Raw genomic sequence first — 18189 nt, forward strand, 5'->3', positions numbered from 1 at the left:
TGTCCGTCCGACTTCCGGGCGAACGGCGGGGCGAGTCCTCATTCTCCCCGCCGTCCGCGGACCGGAAGTCGCACCTACTATGCCAATCGCGCGGCGGCCATGCGTACCCGCCGCGCGTGACCCCCATTTCTACAGGTCTGCTGGCAGGGTCTTCAGTTCCGCATAGGAGAAGACCGGGCCGTCCTTGCAGACGTATTTTGAACCGATATTGCACCGTCCGCACAGGCCGACGCCGCATTTCATGCGCTTTTCCAGCGTGGTGATGATGTTTTCATCGGCAAAGCCCATCTTCTTCAGCGCTTGCAGCGTGAACTTGATCATGATGGGTGGCCCGCAGGTGACGGCGATGGTGCGCGCCGGGTCGGGGTGGACCTTGTCCTGCAGGACGTTGGGGATAAGCCCCACTTCGTGCTCCCAGCCGGGAGCTTCGTTGTCGATGGTCAGGATGGTGCTGAGGTCGCCGCGCTCCAGCCAGTCCGGCAGTTCGTACTGGTAGGCCATGTCCTGCGGGCTGCGCGCGCCGTACAGCAGGGTGATGTCGCCGTAGTCGCCGCGGTTGTCCAGCATGTACAGGAGCAGGGTGCGAAGGGGCGCCATGCCGATGCCGCCGCCAACGAAGACGATGTCCTTGCCCTTCATGTCCTCATACGGGAAGCAGTTGCCAAGGGGCGCGCGAACGCCAATCAGGTCGCCAGCGCGCAGTTGGTGCAGCTTGCCCGTCAGCTCGCCAACGCGCATGACGGAGAATTGCAGGTAGTCCATGCGCGTCGGTGAGGAGTTGATGACAAAGGTTGCCTCGCCCACGCCAAACACCGACAGCTGGCCGACCTGCCCCGGCTCGAAGGTGAAGGCCTTCATGCGGTCCTCATTATTGAGGGTGACGCGGAAGGTTTTGATATTTGGCGTTTCGTCGATGACCTCTTGAATGGTCGCCATGTCCGGCAGGTAGAGATTGGCCATGTTCTTTTGCGGCATATGGGTCATGATTGCGCCTCCGTCTCGGTGTGCGGCTCATGGGCGAGCACGCCGCATAAGACTTCGCGTATGTCCATGGAAACGGGGCAACTGCGGATGCACCGCCCGCAGCCCACACAGGCGATTTCGCCGCCGTGGCTTTGCGGGTAGTAGGCGAACTTGTGCCCCACGCGGTTGCGGAAGCGTTGGCTCTTGTCCGCGCGCGGGTTGTGTCCGCTTCCTTCCAGCGTAAACAGGGCGGACATGCAGTTGTCCCACGAGCGCACGCGTGTGCCTGCGGAGCCTTTGGCCTCGTCGGTGATGTTGAAGCAGTAGCAGGTGGGGCACACATAGGAGCACACCCCGCAGCTGAGGCATTTGTCGGAAACCTGCTGCCACAGTTCGGTGTGGTCAAACAGCGCCGCGATGTGCTCGGGCGCGCCCGTCAGGTCCGTGGCTTCGCCAAGGGCCTCGCGCGCGGTGGCGTGGGCGGCTTCGGCCTCGTCCTGCGCGCTTTCGGGCGGCGCGGTGAAGTTTTCGTCCTCAAGGAACGGCTCGCCGCGTGGGGTCAGGGCGAGGGCAAGGTAGCCGCCGGTGACGGGCGTCAGCAGGATATCCGAGCCTTCGGTGCCAGCCGGGTCGCCGCCGGTCCAGTTGCAGAAGCATGTGGGCGCGGGGGTGGTGCAGGCAATGCTGGCCACCACGGTGGTGTCGCGCCGCGCGGTGTAGTATTTGTCCGGATTTTCCGGGTCCGCAAAAACGCGGTCGATAACGGCCGCGCCGCGTGCGTCGCAGGGGCGCACGCCAAACAGGAGCGTTGGCGTGGTGTGCAGGGTTTCGTGCACGTCCAGCACCACCTTGTCCGGGTCTTCCGGGTCCTTGACGTAGCGGTAGGCCATAAGGGTTTCGCTGGGCGGGATGAGCGCCGTCTTGGGCGAAACCGTGGCGGGCTGGTCAAGGCACAGGGTTCTGTCCGAGGCAAAGGGGCGGAACACAACGGCCTCCCCCTCCCGGACGGGAGCCAGAACGCGGCGGTCTGCGGCCTGCCGGGTCAGCCACGGAAGAAGGTTCTCCGTGGCAAGGAACTTGGGCGTCGGCATTACCAGCTCCTTTCCTTGATTGTGGGTTCTTCCTCGCGGAAATCGAGCAGCGGCGGTGTGGCGGTGGTATCCGTCCCCGCCGCATAGTCAAAGAGCCGGTTGATTTCGCGGTTCATCTTTTGGCGCAGGGCAAGGATGGGGATGTCCATGGGGCAGGCGCGTTCGCACTCGCCGCATTCCGTACACCGCCCCGCCGTATGCAGGGTGTGCATGATTTGGAACATCAGCTTTTCGCGCGGGTGGTCCTCCTGCGTGACCCAATGCGGGTCGCGCGTTTGCGCGGCGCATTGGTCGCGGCAGACGCACAGCGGGCAGGCATTGCGGCAGGCGTAGCACCTGATGCACCGCGACATCTGCTCCTCCCAAAAGGCGAAGCGCGCTGGCTCGTCCATATCCTCAAGCATGGCGAGGGTGCGTCCGGGCGTGAGCGGGGCGTCCACCGCGCTACTGCGTTCCCCGATGAATTCGTCGGCCAGCAGGGCGTCCGGATAGGCGCAGGAGCGGCACTTTTCCGTCAGCACCTGTTCGCGCCGCAAAACGTGGGTCTCTACGCCGCAGGTGACGGTGACGTCGTCCCCGTCCATGCTGATGGCGTCCGCGTGGCCGCATCCAGCAAGGCGCAGCACCTCCGCCGGGCTGACCACACCGCTGCAGCTGAGGCCGAAGACCGTAATCTCGTCGCGGTCGATGAGATTTTCCTGAATGAGTTCCACAATGGTGCGGCTGTCGCAGCCCTTGGCCACAATGCCCACCTTGTTCCCGCGCAGGTCCGTGAGGTAGCGGGCGAGGTTGTGCACGCACGTGGGGCCAAGGACCATGCGGTCCAGATCGGCCTCCGTGCGGATGAACAGGGGCGCGGCGTGCAGGGCGTCCGGCCCCGTGCCCCACGCCAGCACGACATCCAGCCGGGGCAGGGCTTCGCGGATGGCGTCCTTGAGGGTATCGAGCTTAGACACTGTGCGGCTCCTTTTCTGCGTGGACGGGCATCTGCGCCTGGGTGGCGGCCTGGAAGCGGGCAAGCTCCGCACCTGCCTCGCCGGGGGAGAAGGTGGGGATGGGACCGAGGGCGTGAATCTGCTCGGTGAAGGTGGTGACCACCTGCTGCCAGCGCTGCCCTTCGGAGGCCGAAACCCACGTGTACTCAAAGCGTCCGGGCGCAATGCCAATGATGGGCAGGAAGGATTTGAGCGCTTCCAGCCGTCTGCGGGCGTAGAAGTTGCCTTTGGAGTAGTGGCAGTCGTTGGGGTGGCAGCCGGAGACCAGCACCCCGTCCGCGCCGCTGAGCAGCGCCTTGACCACGAACAGCGGATTCATGCGCCCGGAGCAGGGTACGCGGATGACGCGCAGGTCCGTTGGCTGGCTAAAGCGGCCAACACCGGCGGTGTCCGCGCCCCCGTAGGAGCACCAGTTGCACAAAAAGCCTATGATCCGCAGTTCCTTGCCGTTTAGAACTGGCATAACGCATTGACCTCGGCGAGTATCTGGTTGTCTGTAAAGTGCTGGAGCTGGATGGCCCCTTGCGGACAGGTGGAGGTACAGATGCCGCAGCCCTGACACACCGTTTCAATGACCGATGCCTTGGTCTGGCCGCGGAAGTCCGTCATCTCAATGGCGCCGAAGGGGCAGGTGGACTCGCATTTGCCGCAGCCCACACAGCGGGACATAGACACCAGCGAAACCTGCGGGTCGCTTTCCAGTTTGTCCTTGGACAGCAGGCCCACCACCTTGCAGGCGGCGGCGCTGCCTTGCGCCACGGAGGAGGGGATATCCTTTGGCCCCTGACAGGAGCCGGCCAAAAAGACGCCAGCGGTGTTGGTTTCCACGGGTTTGAGCTTGGGGTGACCTTCCATGTAGAAGCCGTAATGGTCGTAGGAGATGCGCAGCTTTTCCGCGAGGTCCGGCGCGCCCTTGGCGGCCTCGGCCCCGACGGCCAGCACCACAAGGTCGGCTTCGACCTCAACCTGCGTGCCCATAAGCGTATCCGCCCCGCGCACGATGAGCCGGTCCCCGGAGGGGTAAATCATGGACACACGGCCACGGATGTAGCGCGCGCCGTATTCTTCCTGCGCGCGGCGGACGAACTCGTCATAGCTCTTTCCGGGAGCGCGGATGTCCATATAGAAGACATAGGACTGGGAATCCGGCAGGTGGTCCTTGGCTAGGATGGTCTGCTTGGCCGTGTACATGCAGCAAAAGCCCGAACAGTAGGGCCGGTCCACGGATTTATCGCGTGAGCCGACGCACTGGATGAAGACGATGTCCCGTGGTTCCTTGCCGTCGGAGGGGCGCTTGATGTGTCCGCCAGTTGGGCCGGAGGCGGACAGCATGCGCTCGAATTGCAGGGAGGTGACGACGTCCGGATAGCGGCCGCCGCCGTACTCGCCGTAGCGCGTGTGGTCAAAGAGGTCATAGCCCGTGGCCGTAATGATGGCGCCGACGTGCTCGGTGACCATTTCGTCCTGCTGGGTGAAGTCGATGGCTTCCGTGGGGCAGAATTTGGCGCATGCGCCGCATTTGTCCTTGGTGAGCTTGATGCAGAATTCCGGGTTGATGGCGGCCTTTTTGGGGATGGCCTGCGGGAAGGGGATGCCGATGGCCGTGGTGGGGGCAAGCCCCTCGTTGAACGGGTCCTCGGTCTTTTTGGCAGGGCACTTTTCCATGCACAGGCCGCAGCCGGTGCACGCGTCCCAGTTCACATAGCGCGCCTTTTGGCGCACCTTGACGGTGAAGTTGCCCACATAGCCGTCCACCTGCTCCACCTCGGACAGGGCGTGGAGGGTGATGTTCGGGTGCTGGGCGATTTCCACCATGCGCGGGCCAAGGATACAGCTGGAGCAGTCCACGGTGGGGAAGGTTTTATCCAGCTTGGCCATTTTGCCGCCGATGGTCTGGGTACGCTCCACAAGCACCACATCAAGGCCCGCCTCGGCGCAGTCCAGCGCGGCTTGAATGCCAGCCACGCCGCCGCCGATGACCATGACCCGCTTGGTCACATCAAACTGCGAAGAGGACAGCGGGCTGTCGTTTCGCAGTTTGGCGACGGCCATGTGGACAAGGTCCGTGGCCTTGGCGGTGTTGGCGTCCCGGTCCTTGCCAATCCACGAGACGTGCTCGCGGATGTTGGCCATTTCGAACATGTAGGGGTTCAGCCCCGCGCGCTGGACGGCCTTGCGGAAGGTCGCCTCGTGCATGCGCGGTGTGCAGGAGGCCACGACAACGCCGTCGAGGGCGTGGTCGTGTACGGCCTGTATGATGCCCTCCTGCCCCGGTTCCGAGCAGGCGTAGAGGGTGTCCGTTGCGTAGGCCACATCGGGGAACAGGCGCGCGGCGCCGGCAACCTTGGCCGTGTCCACGGTTCCTTCGATGTTGCTGCCGCAGTGGCACACGAAAACTCCGATTCTCATCTGTTTTTCTCCTCGCTGTGTCCTAGGCGGTCGCCTTGGCGTCTGCGGCCTTCGGACCTATGCGGTCCAGCAGCTTGAAGGGCGGGACATAGAGCTTGTCCAGTCCGAGGGCGGCATCATCAAGGCCGAGGGCCAACCCGATGAGCTGGGAATAGTAGAACACCGGCATATTGTGGCGGGTGTTGTTATCGCGGTTGATTTGGCCTTGGCGCATGTCCAGATTCATCTGGCACAGCGGGCAGGCGGTGACGATGGCGTCCGCGCCCATGGATTCGGCCACGTCAAGGATGCGGCCGGATAGCCGCGTGACCACACCGCGCCGCGTGACGCCAAGGGACGCGCCGCAGCATTCCGTCTTGAGCGGGAAGGGAACAATCTCCGCGCCAAGGGCGGGCATGAGTACGTCCAGCGACATGGGGTTTTCCGGGTCGCCGAAGTTCATCAGCTCCTTGGGGCGGCTGAGCATGCAGCCATAATAGGGGGCGAGCTTCAGGCCGGTCAGGGGCTTTGTGGTGCGGTCCTTCAGGCCCTGCGCGCCGATGTGTTCAAAGATGATTTGCAGCACGGAGACAATGGGGATGTCCGTTGGGATGGCGCCGTCCACAAGGCGCTCCACCTTGGCGCGGAAGGCGTCGTCCTGCAGTTTTTGTCTGGTGGAGCGCAGGTTTTTGAGACAGCTGGGGCAAGGGGTGGTGATGGTGTCCAGCCCCATGGTGCCTGCCTGCATGATGTTGCGGGCGGACAGCGCCGCCGAGAGGACCGGGTCTACGGCGTGGGCAGGGGTGGACCCGCAGCAGCTCCAGCCGGGAATTTCTTGAAGGCCAATGCCGAGCTGCTCGCAGATGGCGCGGGTGGACGCGTCGTACTCGATGGACGTCCCCGTTGCGGAACAGCCGGGATAGTAGGCGAAGCGGCTCATCTGGACGTCTCCTGTGCGTAGCGCTTGAATATCTTGGCGATTTCCTCGCGGCCCTGCACGTCGTGCGGCTTGAAGGAAATCTTGCCTTTGGCAAGCACGGCGGGGCCGAGGTCCGTATCGGACAAAAAGCGCCCGGTGCGCGTCTTCCACGAGGCCATAAGGCCTGCCTCGAACACGCGCCCGTGTTTTTCGACGGACTCAAGGAAGCACTCCCAGAACTTGCGGATGTCGCGCTCGGAGACGACGCCCTCGCGCCCGGCGATGTTGCGCAGCACGTCCATGATGTGGGCGACGTCGATAGAGTTGGGGCAGCGCGCGGTGCACGTTTCGCACGAGGCGCACAGCCAGATGGCGCTGGAGGAGAGGACGCGCTTTTTCTGGCCGTTTTGCAACAGGCGCATGATTTGGCTGACCGGGATGTCGTAGGCGAACCCCACGGGGCATCCGGCCGTACACTTGCCGCACTGGTAGCACAGCGCGATGTTTTGGCCGCTTTCACGTTGGACTTCGTCGATGAAGTCCCGGTCGTATGTGTCGTTGACTCTGACGGGTTCCATGGTGCGATCCTGCTTGCTGTGGTGGTGGGCGGGCGGCCAAAGGGGGGAGCAGGCCGCCCGCCGACACAATGAGAGCGCCGGTTCCCGCTGTGTCGGGAACCGGCAGGAGGTGTCTCTACAGGGCCTGCTCGTAGATGCGGCGGACGTCGTCGTCCGTGGGGCAGCGGGGGTTGGTCAGACCGCAGGCGTCCTTCTGAGCGTTGTCGGCCATGGTGGCGATGTCCTTCTTCTGGACGTCCTTGCCGTAGCGCTTGCCAAGCTCGGTGAGGTTGGCGGGGATGCCTACGTCGGCGGACAGCACACGGATGGCGTGCAGGCAGCGTTCGGCGGCGTCGCGCTTGGACATGCCGGAGATGTCTTCGCCCATCCACTCGGCCATTTCGGCAAAGCGTTCCACACAGGCGATGAGGTTGAACTGCTCAACGTGAGGCAGCAGGATGGCGTTGCATTCGCCGTGGGGCAGGTCGTAGTAGCCGCCCAGCTGGTGCGCCATGGCGTGCACGTGGCCGAGGCTGGCGTTGTTGAAGGCCATACCGGCGAGGTACTGGGCGTAGCACATGCCTTCGCGGGCTTCGATGTCCTGTCCGTTTGCCACGGCGCGGCGCAGGAAGGTGAAGATGAGCTTGATGGCCTTTTCTGCGCAGGCGTCGGTGAGCGGGGTGGCGATGGTGGACACGTACGCCTCAACGGCGTGGGTCAGGGCGTCCATGCCGGTGGCGGCGGTGAGCGCCGGGGGCATGCCCATCATCAGGGTGGGGTCGTCCAGCGCGATGCCGGGGGTAACGCGCCAGTCCACGATGGCCATCTTCACCTTGCGGGAGGTGTCCGTGATGATGCAGAAGCGGGTCATTTCGGACGCGGTGCCTGCGGTGGTGTTCACGGCGACGTAAGGGGGCATGGGCTTGGTGGACTTGTCGATGCCTTCAAAGTCATGAATCTTGCCGCCGTTGGAGACGACAAGGCCGATGCCCTTGCCACAGTCGTGCGAGCTGCCGCCGCCCAGGGTGATGAGGGAGTCGCAGCCGTTCTTCTCATAGACCTTAACGCCGTCGTGCACGTTCTTGTCGGTGGGGTTGGGCACGGTTTCGTCGTAGACGACGCAGTCCATGCCATTCGCCTTCAGCAGGTCAACAATCTGCTGGGTGATGCCAACCTTGGTGATGCCCTTGTCCGTGACGAGCAGGGGCTTCTTGCCGCCGAGAGCCGTGATGCGGGCGGGGATTTCCTTGTGTGCGCCGATGCCTACAAGAGTAACACTGGGGATAAAGAAACCGTTCACTTCTTCCCGTACTGCCATTTCACACCGTCCTTAGCTTGTGTGTTTGCGATGCCATGCAATCCGTACTGCTTGAACTCGCGAGTTGCTTCCCTAGAGGCAAAGAACGGGCCAAAGTGAAAAGTGTCGTATTCCGGACACTTACGGAAAAGAGCCTCTGGGCAGAATGCCCCACGGTGGTGGGACAGAGTGCGCACTCGGGTCAAAAGTGGTGCGTTTTCGCGGATATGGAGCTATGGAAGTTCGCCCATGGCGGGAGCTTTCGGGGTGGTGTGTCAGTTTGCGCCGCTTTGTAGCGGGTTTGGGTCAAATAGCGCCGGACGGTGTGGGGCAAGGCTTGCGCAACACACCGGAAGGCATACAGAAAAAGGACGGCGCGTGGCGTCGTCCTTTTTTGTGGCGGAGGATGGGGCGTTGTGGGGCGCGGTTGGGGAGAGGGGGCGGAGAGCGCCGCGGTATGGGCGCGCCGCGCGCTACAGGTCGAACTTTTCGATTTTGCGGTACAGTGTCTTGCGGCCAATGCCCAGCGCTTTGGCCGTCTGTTGGCGGTTGCCGCCGTAGAAGTCCAGCGCCTTGGCGATGTGCTCGCGCTCCATGCGCTCAAGGGAGAGCACGCCCCCGGTTTGGCTGCTGGCGGGCTGGTCGGATATTTCGCGCGGCAGGCAGGCGCGGGTGATGACGCCGTTATCGGACAGGATGATGCTGCGCTCCAGCACGTTGCGCAGTTCGCGGATATTACCCGGCCAGTCGTAGGAGAGCAGGCTTTGCATGGCGCGCTCGCTGACCGTGTATTCCCCTTGTCCCTTTTGACGGCCCAGCTGGGCAAGGAAGTAGTCCACGAGCAGGGGCACATCTTCGCGGCGCTCACCAAGGGTGGGCAGGCTGATGTTGAAGACATTAATGCGGTGGAAGAGCGCCTCGTGGAAGCGCCCGGCTTCCACCTCATCCGCAAGGTTGCGGTTGGTGGCAAATAGGAAGCGGATGTCCACGGTGCGTTCGTCCTTTTCCCCCACGCGGCGGTAGGTGTGCGACTCCAGAACGCGCAGCAGGGAGGCCTGCACTTCAATGGGCAGCTCGCCGATTTCATCAAGGAACAAGGTGCCGGTGTGGGCGAAATTCATGAGCCCTTCGCGGTTGTCCGTTGCCCCGGTGAAGGAGCCTTTGGTGTGTCCAAACAGCTCACTGCGCGAGAGTTCCTTTTGCAGGGTGGCGCAGTTTTTGACGATGAGGGGCTTATCCGCCCGCTGGCTGGCGGCGTGCAGGCAGCGCGCCACCACGTCCTTGCCCGCGCCGGATTCGCCGGTGATGAGCACCGGGACGTCCGTGGGGGCGACCTTGTCGATGAGGTATCGGATGTGCTTCACCGCGGCGGAGCTGCCCACCATCTGTGTGGATGAGGTGGTCTTTTGGGTGTGTTTATAACTGCGGTTCTCGCGCTGGAGGCAGGCGCGCTGCCACGCGCGGTCCACCACCAGCTCCACCCGGTCCAGCCGGAAGGGCTTGGTGATGTAGTCGTACGCGCCGATGCGGATGGCTTCCACGGCGTTGTCGATGTTGCCGTGCCCGGTGATGAGGATGACCTCGGCGTCCGGCTCCATGTCTTTGAATTCGGTAAGCAGTTCCAGCCCGTCGCCATCGGGCAGGCGGATGTCGGAGATGATGACGTCGAAGCGGTGGCGGCGGACGGCGTCGCGCGCGGCGTGTGCGCAGTCCGCGGCGTGGATGGTGCGTTCCGGGCTCGCGAGTTCCTTACTCAGCAGCTTGAGGATGGATTCTTCGTCATCCACCACAAGGACGTTGTACGGTTCAGGCATGGTGCGATTCCTGATGAAGTGGGAGCTTGACGGTGAAGGAGGAGCCCTTGCCGACGGTGGAGTCCACGACAATATCGCCGCCGTGTTCGCGGACGATATTAAAGCAGGTGGACAGGCCAATGCCGATGCCGCGCCCCACGGGCTTGGTGGTGAAGAACGGCTCAAAGAGCATGTTTTTGGATTCCGGCGGGATGCCGCAGCCTGTATCGCAGACGCGCAGTTCCACATGGTCGCCGCAGCGGGCCGTCTGCACGCCAATGGTGCCGCAGTCGCCCACGGCGTCGATGGCGTTGGTCATAAGGTTCAGCGTCACCTGCTTGAGCTGGGCTTCGTCGCCGCTGACGTGGGGGAGGGTGCGCGCAAGGGCGGTGGTGAGCGTGATGGAGCGGCGCTTGCGGAATTGGTGGTGCAGCAGCTTCATGGTGTCCCCCACCACCTGATTGAGATTCACGGGCACAAAGTCCGACGACACCGGACGGCTGAACGTGAGCAGGGTTTTGACAATCTCCTGACAGCGCAGGCATTCCTTGAGGATGGTGTTGGTGTAGTCGCGCAGGTCGTCGGCGAGGTCTTCGGGCACGCTGTCGTCAAGGCGCGCCAGCCTGCGCTGGATGCCTTCGGCAAATCCCGCTACCGCGGCGAGGGGGTTGTTGATTTCATGCGCCACGCCCGCCGCCAGCACGCCGATGGTCGCCATTTTTTCAGCCTGATAGAACTTGGCCTGATATTTCTTCTCCATGGTGACATCGCGCTTAAAGATAAGGATGCGGTGCTCCGAGCGCGTGGGGCTCTTGAGCGGCGAGGCCACCATGTCGAACTGCATATTCCCGTCGCCAATGTGGAAGATGGCGGTCTCCTTGCACACGGAGTTCGTGGACAAGGAGCGGAAGGCTGGGCACTCCGGGCACGGCTTTGAACTGTTGCGGAAGATGCTGTGGCAGGTCTTGCCGATGGGGTTGATGCCGGGGAACAGTTCTTCAAAGACGTGGTTGACGGAGATGATGCGCATATCTTCGGACAGGACCATCATCACGTCGGTGATGCCGTCGAGGATGGCGGCAATTTCGCGGCGCTGGTTTTCGGACTCGCGGTTGATGGCCTTGAGGTCCTCAATGCTTTGCTGGAGTTCCTGAAAGAAGTTGAGCTTGCTGTGCTCAATGCCGATGAGATCGTGCAGGGATGTTTTGTTATTCTGCATTACCACGCCTCCCCGCAGATTTCGTAAAGGTCGCGCCATGTGGCCTGCCGGGGGTTGGTGACGGCGCAGGCGTCCTGCACGGCAATGCGGCATATCTGCTCCAGCCGTGATTCATCGGGCACAATGTCGCGCAGGCGCACGGGGATGCGCAGTTCGGCAAACATGTGCTCCAGCGTTGCGCAGCCCTGTTCGGCAAGGCTCTTGGCCGAGGCGAGGCGCACGCCGTTGATGGTTTGGGCGATGGTGGCCATCTTGTCCGTACAGCTTGGGATGTTGAAGCGCATGATGGGCGGCAGCAGCATGGGGTGCACCATGCCGTGCACCACGTCATAGCGTCCGCCAAGGGAGTGGGCGAGGGCGTGCCCGATGCCCAGCCCCGCGTTGCTGAACGACATCCCCGCCGCTGTGCTGGCGATGGAAAGATTTTTGAGTGCCTCGGCATCCTTGTCGTCCGCTGCGGCCCGTAGGTTGGTGGCAATGAGGCCAATGGCGTTCAGCGCCTGCGTTTCCGTAAAGGGCGAGGCAAGGCGCGACACGTAGGACTCAATGGCGTGGGACAGTGCGTCAACAGCGGACGAGACGATAAGTTCGCGTGTTTTGGTCACCAAGAGGTCCGGGTCGATGATGGAGATGTTGGGCACCAGCGAGCGGCTGATGATGGACATCTTCACCTGCCGGTCCGTGTCCGTAATGATGGCGTACTGCGAAACGTCGGACCCGCTGCCTGCGGTGGAGGGGATGAAAATCATGGGCGGCAGGGGGCGCATGATGCGGTTGGCGCCCTCGTAGTCGCGGATGCGCCCGCCGTTGCCGACAATGGTGGCAATGCCCTTGGCCGCGTCGATGGGACTGCCGCCGCCAAGGCCGATGATGACGTCCGCGCCGCATTCCTCGTAGGCTTTGGCCCCTTTGTGGACCTGCCAGTCGCGCGGGTTGGCCGTAAGCTCGCTAAAGATGATGCATTCCAGCCCGTCGGCTTCAAGGATGGCGCGGATGCGCTCCACCCAGCCCGAGGCCTGCAATCCCGTATCGCTGACGAGGAAGACCCGCTTCGCCCCAAGGCGATGCGCACAGGGGGCCAGATATTTGATGCTGCCATTGCCGAAAATGATTTCCGGTATGGCGAACTTGGTAATCTGCATGCCACGCTCCTGACGCGTAATGGCCGCGACATCTTGAATTTGATGAACAGGGTCTACGTTATTCCTTTGCCTGTCTGGAAAGTCAAGGCGTTAGGGGCATATTCGCACTGCGGGGCGCGGCGGACGGGGGCGAAACGGGCGCCTGGGAAAAGGGCGAAGTGGCAGGCGTTTTGGGCGGCGGAGGCGGCTGGTGCGCGCCGCCACGGCAGGGCGCCTCGCCGGGGCGGGGCTGGCCGCGCAAGCAGGACACGTGGCGCAGTGGTTGTCATTACCCGCGCTGGCGGGGTACAAGACTGTGTGGAGAAGTGAACCTAAGCCCCCGGAGAATGTTGACATGCTGCATCTGGCGCTGCGTTTGTGGTGTTGCCTTCTTGGCCTTGGTCTGGTGCTTCCGCCCTGTGCCCACGCCTATCTGGACCCCGGCGCAGGGAGCATGCTGCTGCAGATTCTGCTTGGCGGACTGGCAGGCGTGGCGGTCATCCTGAAGCTGTTCTGGCACCGCATTAAGGCCTTTTTCCGCATGGGGAAGGATGACGATGCCTGATGTACGGCCCGTTGCCGGGTCCTACCGCGAGGAGGGCAGCCGCGTGTTTCGCGCCGGGGGGCGCGTGGTGCGCTTTTTGGATGCCGACACCGCTCGGGCGTGGCGCGTGCTCTCCGGCGCGTCCTTTTGGGAGTTGGGGCAAAAGACCGGCAGCATCGTCTCCACATGGGAACCGGCGGACGCCCGGGAGCTTGTGACGCAGGGGGGCGGCCCATGGGTCACCGCCGTGGAGCACGAGCCCGTCCCCGCCGTGACCTACCCGTACGAATGGCCCTTTCCCATGCTGCGCCGCGCGGCCATGCTGCAACTGGACCTGCTGCTGTCCGCCCTTGGCGACGGCTTTCTTGCCGAGGACGCCACGCCCTATAATATCCAGTGGAAGGACGGGCACCCGGTGTTCATCGACGTAACCTCCTTCCGGCGGCACGAGGAGGGCGATACGTGGCAGGGGTACCGGCAGTTTTGCCAGTTGTATTTGTATCCTCTGCTCATAGAGGCCTACCGCGATATTCCGTATCAGTCCTTTTTGCGCGGGAATATTGAGGGCATAGAGCCGGAGGTGATGGCGCGGCTTCTTGGCTGGCGTGATATGGTGCGGCGCGGCGTGCTGACGCATGTGTTTTTGCACGCGTCCCTGTCGCGGACCGCCGCCGGGCGGAACGGGGACCTGCGCGGGGCCATTAGTGAATCCGGATTCTCATCCGGGGCCATACGCACAAATCTGCGGCGGCTGCGGTATGTGGTGGAGACGCTGCGCTCGCGCCGGACGGAGTCCGTCTGGACGGCCTATGACGAGAGCGAGAGCTATTGCGGTGAGTCGTGGGCGGAAAAACAGGACATTGTGGCGCGTTGGGTGGCGGAGCGCCAGTGGGATACCGTGTGGGATGTGGGGGCCAACCGGGGCGTCTTTTCGCGCATGGCGGCGGAGCACGCGCGGTGCGTTCTTGCCCTTGATAGCGACGAGGCCGTGTGCGGCGCGCATTATGAGCAGTTGACGCAGGGCGGCCCGCGCAATGTTCTGCCTCTTGTCTACCGCTTCCACGACCCTTCGCCCGCCATGGGCTGGCACCTTCGCGAGCGCCCCGCCCTCGCCCACAGGGCGCGCCCGGACCTGACCCTGCTGCTGGCGGTGGTGCACCACCTGTGCCTTACGGCGAATATTCCCGTGCAGGCGCTGGTGGACGCCCTTGCGGACCTTGGGGGCACGGTGATTGTGGAGTTTGTTGCCAAGGACGACCCGCAAGCCATGCGCCTGCTGCAGAATAAGCGTAAGGCCCATGCCGACTACACCAAAGAGCACTTCGAGGCCGCCCTTGCGCGGCGGTTTCGCATTGCGGCGACGCATCCCTTGCCCAGTGGGACGCGGACGCTGTATTTGGCCGAGCCTCACTCGTCCTGAGAGGACGCGGCGTCCAGCGCCCGCTGAATGGCGCCGTGGTTTCCTGTGAATCGCATCCGTACCTGCGGCAACTGCGCCGGGGGGATGAAGCGTCCTGTCGTGGGCACGTGGTAGAACGTGCCGTCAATGAAATCCCGTCCGCGCTGATGCGCATCCAAAAATACCCCACCGCTGTCCCCAGCCATGAACCGCCGGAGCGCAGGGCGGATGTCCCCGTGCCAGACAAGGGCCGGGTCCGTGCGGTATGGCGCGCTGTCCCCCGGCATCCGCACCATGAGCAGGGGATTGAAGTTGCCGCCGTCCAGCCCATGCCCATGGTCCGAGAGAAAGAGCACAAGGGTGCTGTCCAAAACGCCAAGCGTGTCCAGCCGCGTGATGATGGAATGCATGAGGCGCAGGCCGTACAGGGTGGTGGCTTCCTCGTCCGGGCGCGGGAGAATCCTACCGTCCGCGCCAAAAACATAAGGGCTGTGCGTGACGAGGGAGTGGAAGAAAAGCAGTGTTGACGGCGCATCGCCAACGCGCAGTGCGTCGCGCCAGTTGACGAGGGAACGGCGCGACTTGAGCATGATGTCCAGATCATGCGGGGTGACGCCCTGCGGCGTGTGGCGGGCATGCTTCGCCCGCGGCGGACGGCCGGTGATGCGGCGGCGCAGGGTGTGGGCGCTGCTCCGCATGGCGTCCACAAGGGGCGCAGGCAGGATGCGCCGCAGGGACACCGCCATGTGCTTGGCGTAGGCATATGTGCCGCCCAGCGCGGCGCGCGGGGCGCGGTGCCAGTCGAGGCAGGAGGTATAGGGCAGGCCGCCGCGCGGCATGGAGGCGTAGAACGCCCCGGCGGGCTGAAATCCGGCGGAGGCGGCGTCCGTAAAGATGGAGTCCGCATACGCCGCGCCAAAGATGCCGTTGACGGTCTTGTGCCGGAGCAAAAAGTCCGCGCGCCCTGCGTAGACCACGGGCACGGTGAAATAGGTGCTTCCGGCGACGCCAAGGGCGTTTGGGTACAGCGTAAAACCCTGAAACCACTGCTGCACTTGTGGCCGCGTGGCGATAAGGCGCTCTGCCGCGTCGCCACGGACGTTATCGAAGAGCACCAGAACGATGCTTCGCTCATGGCCGATGGTGCTGGTGGCCTGCATGGTGCGGCGGCCTTCGGTGAGGGCGCGTTCACTCTCGGCGGTGACGAAGGCCGAGGTCCACAGGGCGAGGCCGATGGTGAACAGCAGGGTCACGCCGGTGAGGGTGTCCGCTATGGCGGGCCGCAGGTGAACAAGAAGCATGCCCACGCCCATGGCCGCGCCGAGTTTCAGCATGGCAAAGAGCGCATCCGCAAGGCGCGGGGCCTCAGCGATGTGGCCCGCAAGGGGCAGGGCGTCTACAGGCAGAAAGACCACAATGGCGGCAAGCCCCAGCCCGGCACCGCCGCAGAGGACGAGCGGCAGTTTTGTGCGCGGCAGGGCGACAATGGGGCACAGCACAAGGAACGAGCCGCCCCACGCCACAAGCCCCCACGTCAGGATATCCGCCTTGGGCACAAGCACGTCATTGAGGTTGGTGACATAGACCAAGAGCGGTAGCAGCAGAAAAAGCACCGCACCCGGCAGGGCGGCGTTGATGATTTTTGAGAGCGGCGAGTGCACGTGGCGCATTGGTGTTTCCTTGGTATGGAGGCCGTGTCAAGTGTGGCGGCGGCCCGGACGCCGTCCGGGCTTCCGGGCGGGACAAGGGTAGCACGAAACACGCCTCTGGTGGAGCCACAGGGATAGCCCCGCGCCGCAGGGCTTTGCGCGGGATGTGGCGCTGGCAGTGGGCTCCGGCGGTGTTCGGTGCGCGATGGTGATGGCTGTGTGAGGGGGCATCATGGCGGCAACGCTTGGGAGACAGGGGAATGCCAGGCGTGATGGAGGCGAGGCGTGGTGGAGATGGCGCGGCGGTTTGGCAGAATGCCGTTGACCGGGCGGGAGGAGACGAGTGAGGACCTGGCTGGCGCGGAGACTGAGCGGGAAGGGGGTGCCCTTTGACCGGGGCGCGCGAAGCCCCGCGCGGAACAGGCCAGAGCGGGGTGCCCCGACGCGTGCGGAGCTTCTCCCTTTGGCCAACGCGGCATCCCCACTGGTGCGCCGCGGCATACAAAAAGGGCCGCCCCCAAGCGGGGACGGCCCTGTGTGTCGTGTGGCATGCGTGCGGGGTTACCGCGCGCAGCAGGTTTTGCCGGCGCCGGAGCGTGCGGCAAAGTAGGCGCGGGTCTCGGCGACAACCACGCCGGAGAGGCCTAGCAGGCCAATGAGGTTCGGCACGGCCATCAGGCCATTGACGATGTCCGCCAGCAGCCAGATGGTGTCCAGCTTCAGGAACGCGCCGGATGCCACCAGCAGGATGTAGACGATTTTAAAGGGGCGGATGCCCTTGACGCCCACAAGATACTCCGTGCAGCGCTCGCCGTAGTAGTTCCAGCCAAGGATGGTGGTAAAGGCGAAGAAGACAAGGCCAATGGTGACGATGTACTGCCCAATTTCGGTACCCAGGCCCATGTTGAACGCGGCGTTGGTCATGTCCGCACCGGCGAGGCCGTCGGTGTTCCACGCGCCGGTCATCACCAGCACAATGCCTGTCATGGTGCAGATGACGATGGTGTCGAAGAACGTGCCCGTCATGGAGATGAGGCCCTGACGCACGCAGGAATTGGTGCGCGCTGCGGCAGCGGCGATGGGCGCGCTGCCAAGGCCGGACTCGTTGGAGAACACGCCGCGCGCCACGCCGTTGCGCATGGCCATGAGCATGGTCACGCCCAGTGCGCCGCCAAAGGCGGCCTCGGGCGCAAAGGCGCTTTGGATGATGAGGCTGACGGTGGCGGGCACCTTGTCCGCGTTGAGCACCAGAATCATCACAGACGCGGCAATGTAGAACACCGCCGCAAAGGGCACGATGCGCTTTGCCGTTTCGGAGATGCGGCGGATGCCGCCAAGGGTGACCATGGCGACCAGCACGGTCAGCACGGCCGCGGTGAGCAGTTTGGGCAGGCCAAACGCGCCCTGCGTTGCCTCGGTAATGGCGTTCACCTGCGGAAAGGTGCCAATGCCAAGGAAGGCCACGCCAATGCCAAACACGGCAAACATGCGCGCCAGAAAGCGGTTCCCCAAACCGCGTTCCAGATAATACATGGGGCCGCCGGACATTTGGCCGTTTTCGTCCACCACGCGGTACTTCACGGCCAGCAGGCCTTCGGCGTATTTGGTGGCCATGCCAAAGAAGGCGGCAAGCCACATCCAGAACAGTGCGCCCGGACCACCAGCCTTCAGCGCGGTGGCTACGCCCACGATGTTGCCGGTGCCGATGGTGGCGGAAAGGGCGGTGCACAGGGCGGCAAATGGCGACACGTCGCCCTGTTGGGATTGGTCCTTCTCGCGGCTGAAGACATATTTCAGCGCCAGCGGCAGCTTCAGAATCTGCAACAGGCCAAGGCGGAAGGTCAGGTACGCGCCGGTACCAACAAGAAGAATGAGAAGCGGGGGACCCCAAACAAAGGAGTCAACTTTTTCGAGTAGCTGCAACAAGTCCATTTCTGATGTTTCCTTATGGATTTCAAGGTTCAACAATCAGGAAATGAATGATGCGGCCAGTGGAGGGGAATACATGCGGAAAATACGCCAAGACGCACATGGGGGTGTGCATCTGTGGAATTTTCCCTCTGTCCTTTTGCCTGAGAGTTTCACCGGGGTATCCCAGCTTGCTCCTTCGGCGTTCCCGTTGCGGGAATCTCTCCAGAGGCTCGTCGAACAGCAGTCCTTTTGCCTGAAAGATTTACTTCTTCGGCGCCGCCCCCTCGCGGGCGGTCTCTCCTGCTGTCGTCATCCGATTTCCAAACGCGGAGATGGGGTATAG

At 63.5% G+C, this 18189-nt stretch carries 15 protein-coding genes and 2 riboswitches; of the genes, 2 read left to right on the forward strand and 13 right to left on the reverse strand.

All coding sequences use genetic code 11. The annotated features are described in order from the left end of the window. Positions 1 to 129 precede the first annotated feature (129 nt). From ACYQ2T_RS05945 to ACYQ2T_RS05995, 11 genes are all read right to left on the reverse strand, one after another. A complete protein-coding gene (locus tag ACYQ2T_RS05945) occupies positions 130 to 984 on the reverse strand; it encodes an FAD/NAD(P)-binding protein (protein ID WP_459899234.1) in 855 nt (284 codons plus the stop codon). Further along, positions 981 to 2054, reverse strand: coding sequence for a 4Fe-4S dicluster domain-containing protein (locus ACYQ2T_RS05950; protein ID WP_459899235.1), 1074 nt, complete (start codon positions 2052 to 2054; stop codon positions 981 to 983). The genes ACYQ2T_RS05945 and ACYQ2T_RS05950 overlap by 4 nt, the downstream gene beginning before the upstream one ends. Then, positions 2054 to 3010: a 4Fe-4S dicluster domain-containing protein gene (locus tag ACYQ2T_RS05955; RefSeq protein ID WP_459899237.1), complete on the reverse strand. Its 957-nt coding sequence runs from the start codon at positions 3008 to 3010 to the stop codon at positions 2054 to 2056. Before ACYQ2T_RS05955 ends, ACYQ2T_RS05950 begins: the two co-directional genes overlap by 1 nt. After that, positions 3003 to 3512, reverse strand: coding sequence for a hydrogenase iron-sulfur subunit (locus ACYQ2T_RS05960; RefSeq protein ID WP_404844522.1), 510 nt, complete (start codon positions 3510 to 3512; stop codon positions 3003 to 3005). The genes ACYQ2T_RS05955 and ACYQ2T_RS05960 overlap by 8 nt, the downstream gene beginning before the upstream one ends. Beyond that, a complete protein-coding gene (locus ACYQ2T_RS05965; RefSeq protein ID WP_459899239.1) occupies positions 3500 to 5458 on the reverse strand; it encodes a 4Fe-4S binding protein in 1959 nt (652 codons plus the stop codon). The genes ACYQ2T_RS05960 and ACYQ2T_RS05965 overlap by 13 nt, the downstream gene beginning before the upstream one ends. 22 nt (positions 5459 to 5480) lie before the next feature. Beyond that, positions 5481 to 6377 carry a CoB--CoM heterodisulfide reductase iron-sulfur subunit B family protein gene (locus tag ACYQ2T_RS05970; RefSeq protein WP_459899241.1) on the reverse strand — a complete coding sequence of 299 codons (897 nt, stop codon included), beginning with the start codon at positions 6375 to 6377 and terminating at the stop codon, positions 5481 to 5483. Beyond that, the gene (locus tag ACYQ2T_RS05975; RefSeq protein ID WP_459899243.1) at positions 6374 to 6934 is read right to left on the reverse strand and encodes a 4Fe-4S dicluster domain-containing protein; all 561 of its coding nucleotides are present in this window, start codon (positions 6932 to 6934) and stop codon (positions 6374 to 6376) included. The genes ACYQ2T_RS05970 and ACYQ2T_RS05975 overlap by 4 nt, the downstream gene beginning before the upstream one ends. A gap of 115 nt (positions 6935 to 7049) precedes the next feature. Then, on the reverse strand, positions 7050 to 8231 hold the full coding sequence (locus tag ACYQ2T_RS05980; RefSeq protein WP_459899245.1) for an iron-containing alcohol dehydrogenase: 1182 nt from the start codon (positions 8229 to 8231) through the stop codon (positions 7050 to 7052). A 452-nt stretch (positions 8232 to 8683) separates the two neighbouring features. After that, complete coding sequence (locus tag ACYQ2T_RS05985) at positions 8684 to 10024, reverse strand: sigma-54-dependent transcriptional regulator (RefSeq protein WP_459899247.1); 1341 nt, start codon at positions 10022 to 10024, stop codon at positions 8684 to 8686. Further along, complete coding sequence (locus tag ACYQ2T_RS05990) at positions 10017 to 11222, reverse strand: two-component system sensor histidine kinase NtrB (RefSeq protein ID WP_459899249.1); 1206 nt, start codon at positions 11220 to 11222, stop codon at positions 10017 to 10019. The genes ACYQ2T_RS05985 and ACYQ2T_RS05990 overlap by 8 nt, the downstream gene beginning before the upstream one ends. Then, positions 11222 to 12364, reverse strand: a complete 1143-nt coding sequence (locus ACYQ2T_RS05995) for an iron-containing alcohol dehydrogenase (protein WP_459899251.1) — start codon at positions 12362 to 12364, stop codon at positions 11222 to 11224. Before ACYQ2T_RS05995 ends, ACYQ2T_RS05990 begins: the two co-directional genes overlap by 1 nt. A gap of 190 nt (positions 12365 to 12554) precedes the next feature. Between ACYQ2T_RS05995 and ACYQ2T_RS06000 the strand changes: the two genes are divergently transcribed. Next, complete coding sequence (locus ACYQ2T_RS06000) at positions 12555 to 12908, forward strand: hypothetical protein (protein WP_459899253.1); 354 nt, start codon at positions 12555 to 12557, stop codon at positions 12906 to 12908. After that, a complete protein-coding gene (locus ACYQ2T_RS06005; protein ID WP_459899255.1) occupies positions 12901 to 14307 on the forward strand; it encodes a hypothetical protein in 1407 nt (468 codons plus the stop codon). Before ACYQ2T_RS06000 ends, ACYQ2T_RS06005 begins: the two co-directional genes overlap by 8 nt. Here the strand turns inward: ACYQ2T_RS06005 and ACYQ2T_RS06010 are convergent. Further along, on the reverse strand, positions 14295 to 15956 hold the full coding sequence (locus tag ACYQ2T_RS06010) for an alkaline phosphatase family protein (RefSeq protein ID WP_459899257.1): 1662 nt from the start codon (positions 15954 to 15956) through the stop codon (positions 14295 to 14297). The two genes, ACYQ2T_RS06005 and ACYQ2T_RS06010, sit on opposite strands and share 13 nt — an antisense overlap. Positions 15957 to 16496: 540 nt before the next feature. Next, positions 16497 to 17867 carry an alanine/glycine:cation symporter family protein gene (locus tag ACYQ2T_RS06015; protein ID WP_459899259.1) on the reverse strand — a complete coding sequence of 457 codons (1371 nt, stop codon included), beginning with the start codon at positions 17865 to 17867 and terminating at the stop codon, positions 16497 to 16499. Between the two features lie 125 nt (positions 17868 to 17992). Then, positions 17993 to 18075: riboswitch (glycine riboswitch) on the reverse strand. Positions 18076 to 18077: 2 nt separating this feature from the next. Then, a riboswitch (glycine riboswitch) is annotated at positions 18078 to 18159 on the reverse strand. Positions 18160 to 18189: the final 30 nt, after the last annotated feature.

The sequence above is a fragment of the Desulfobaculum senezii genome (genome assembly GCF_054657395.1).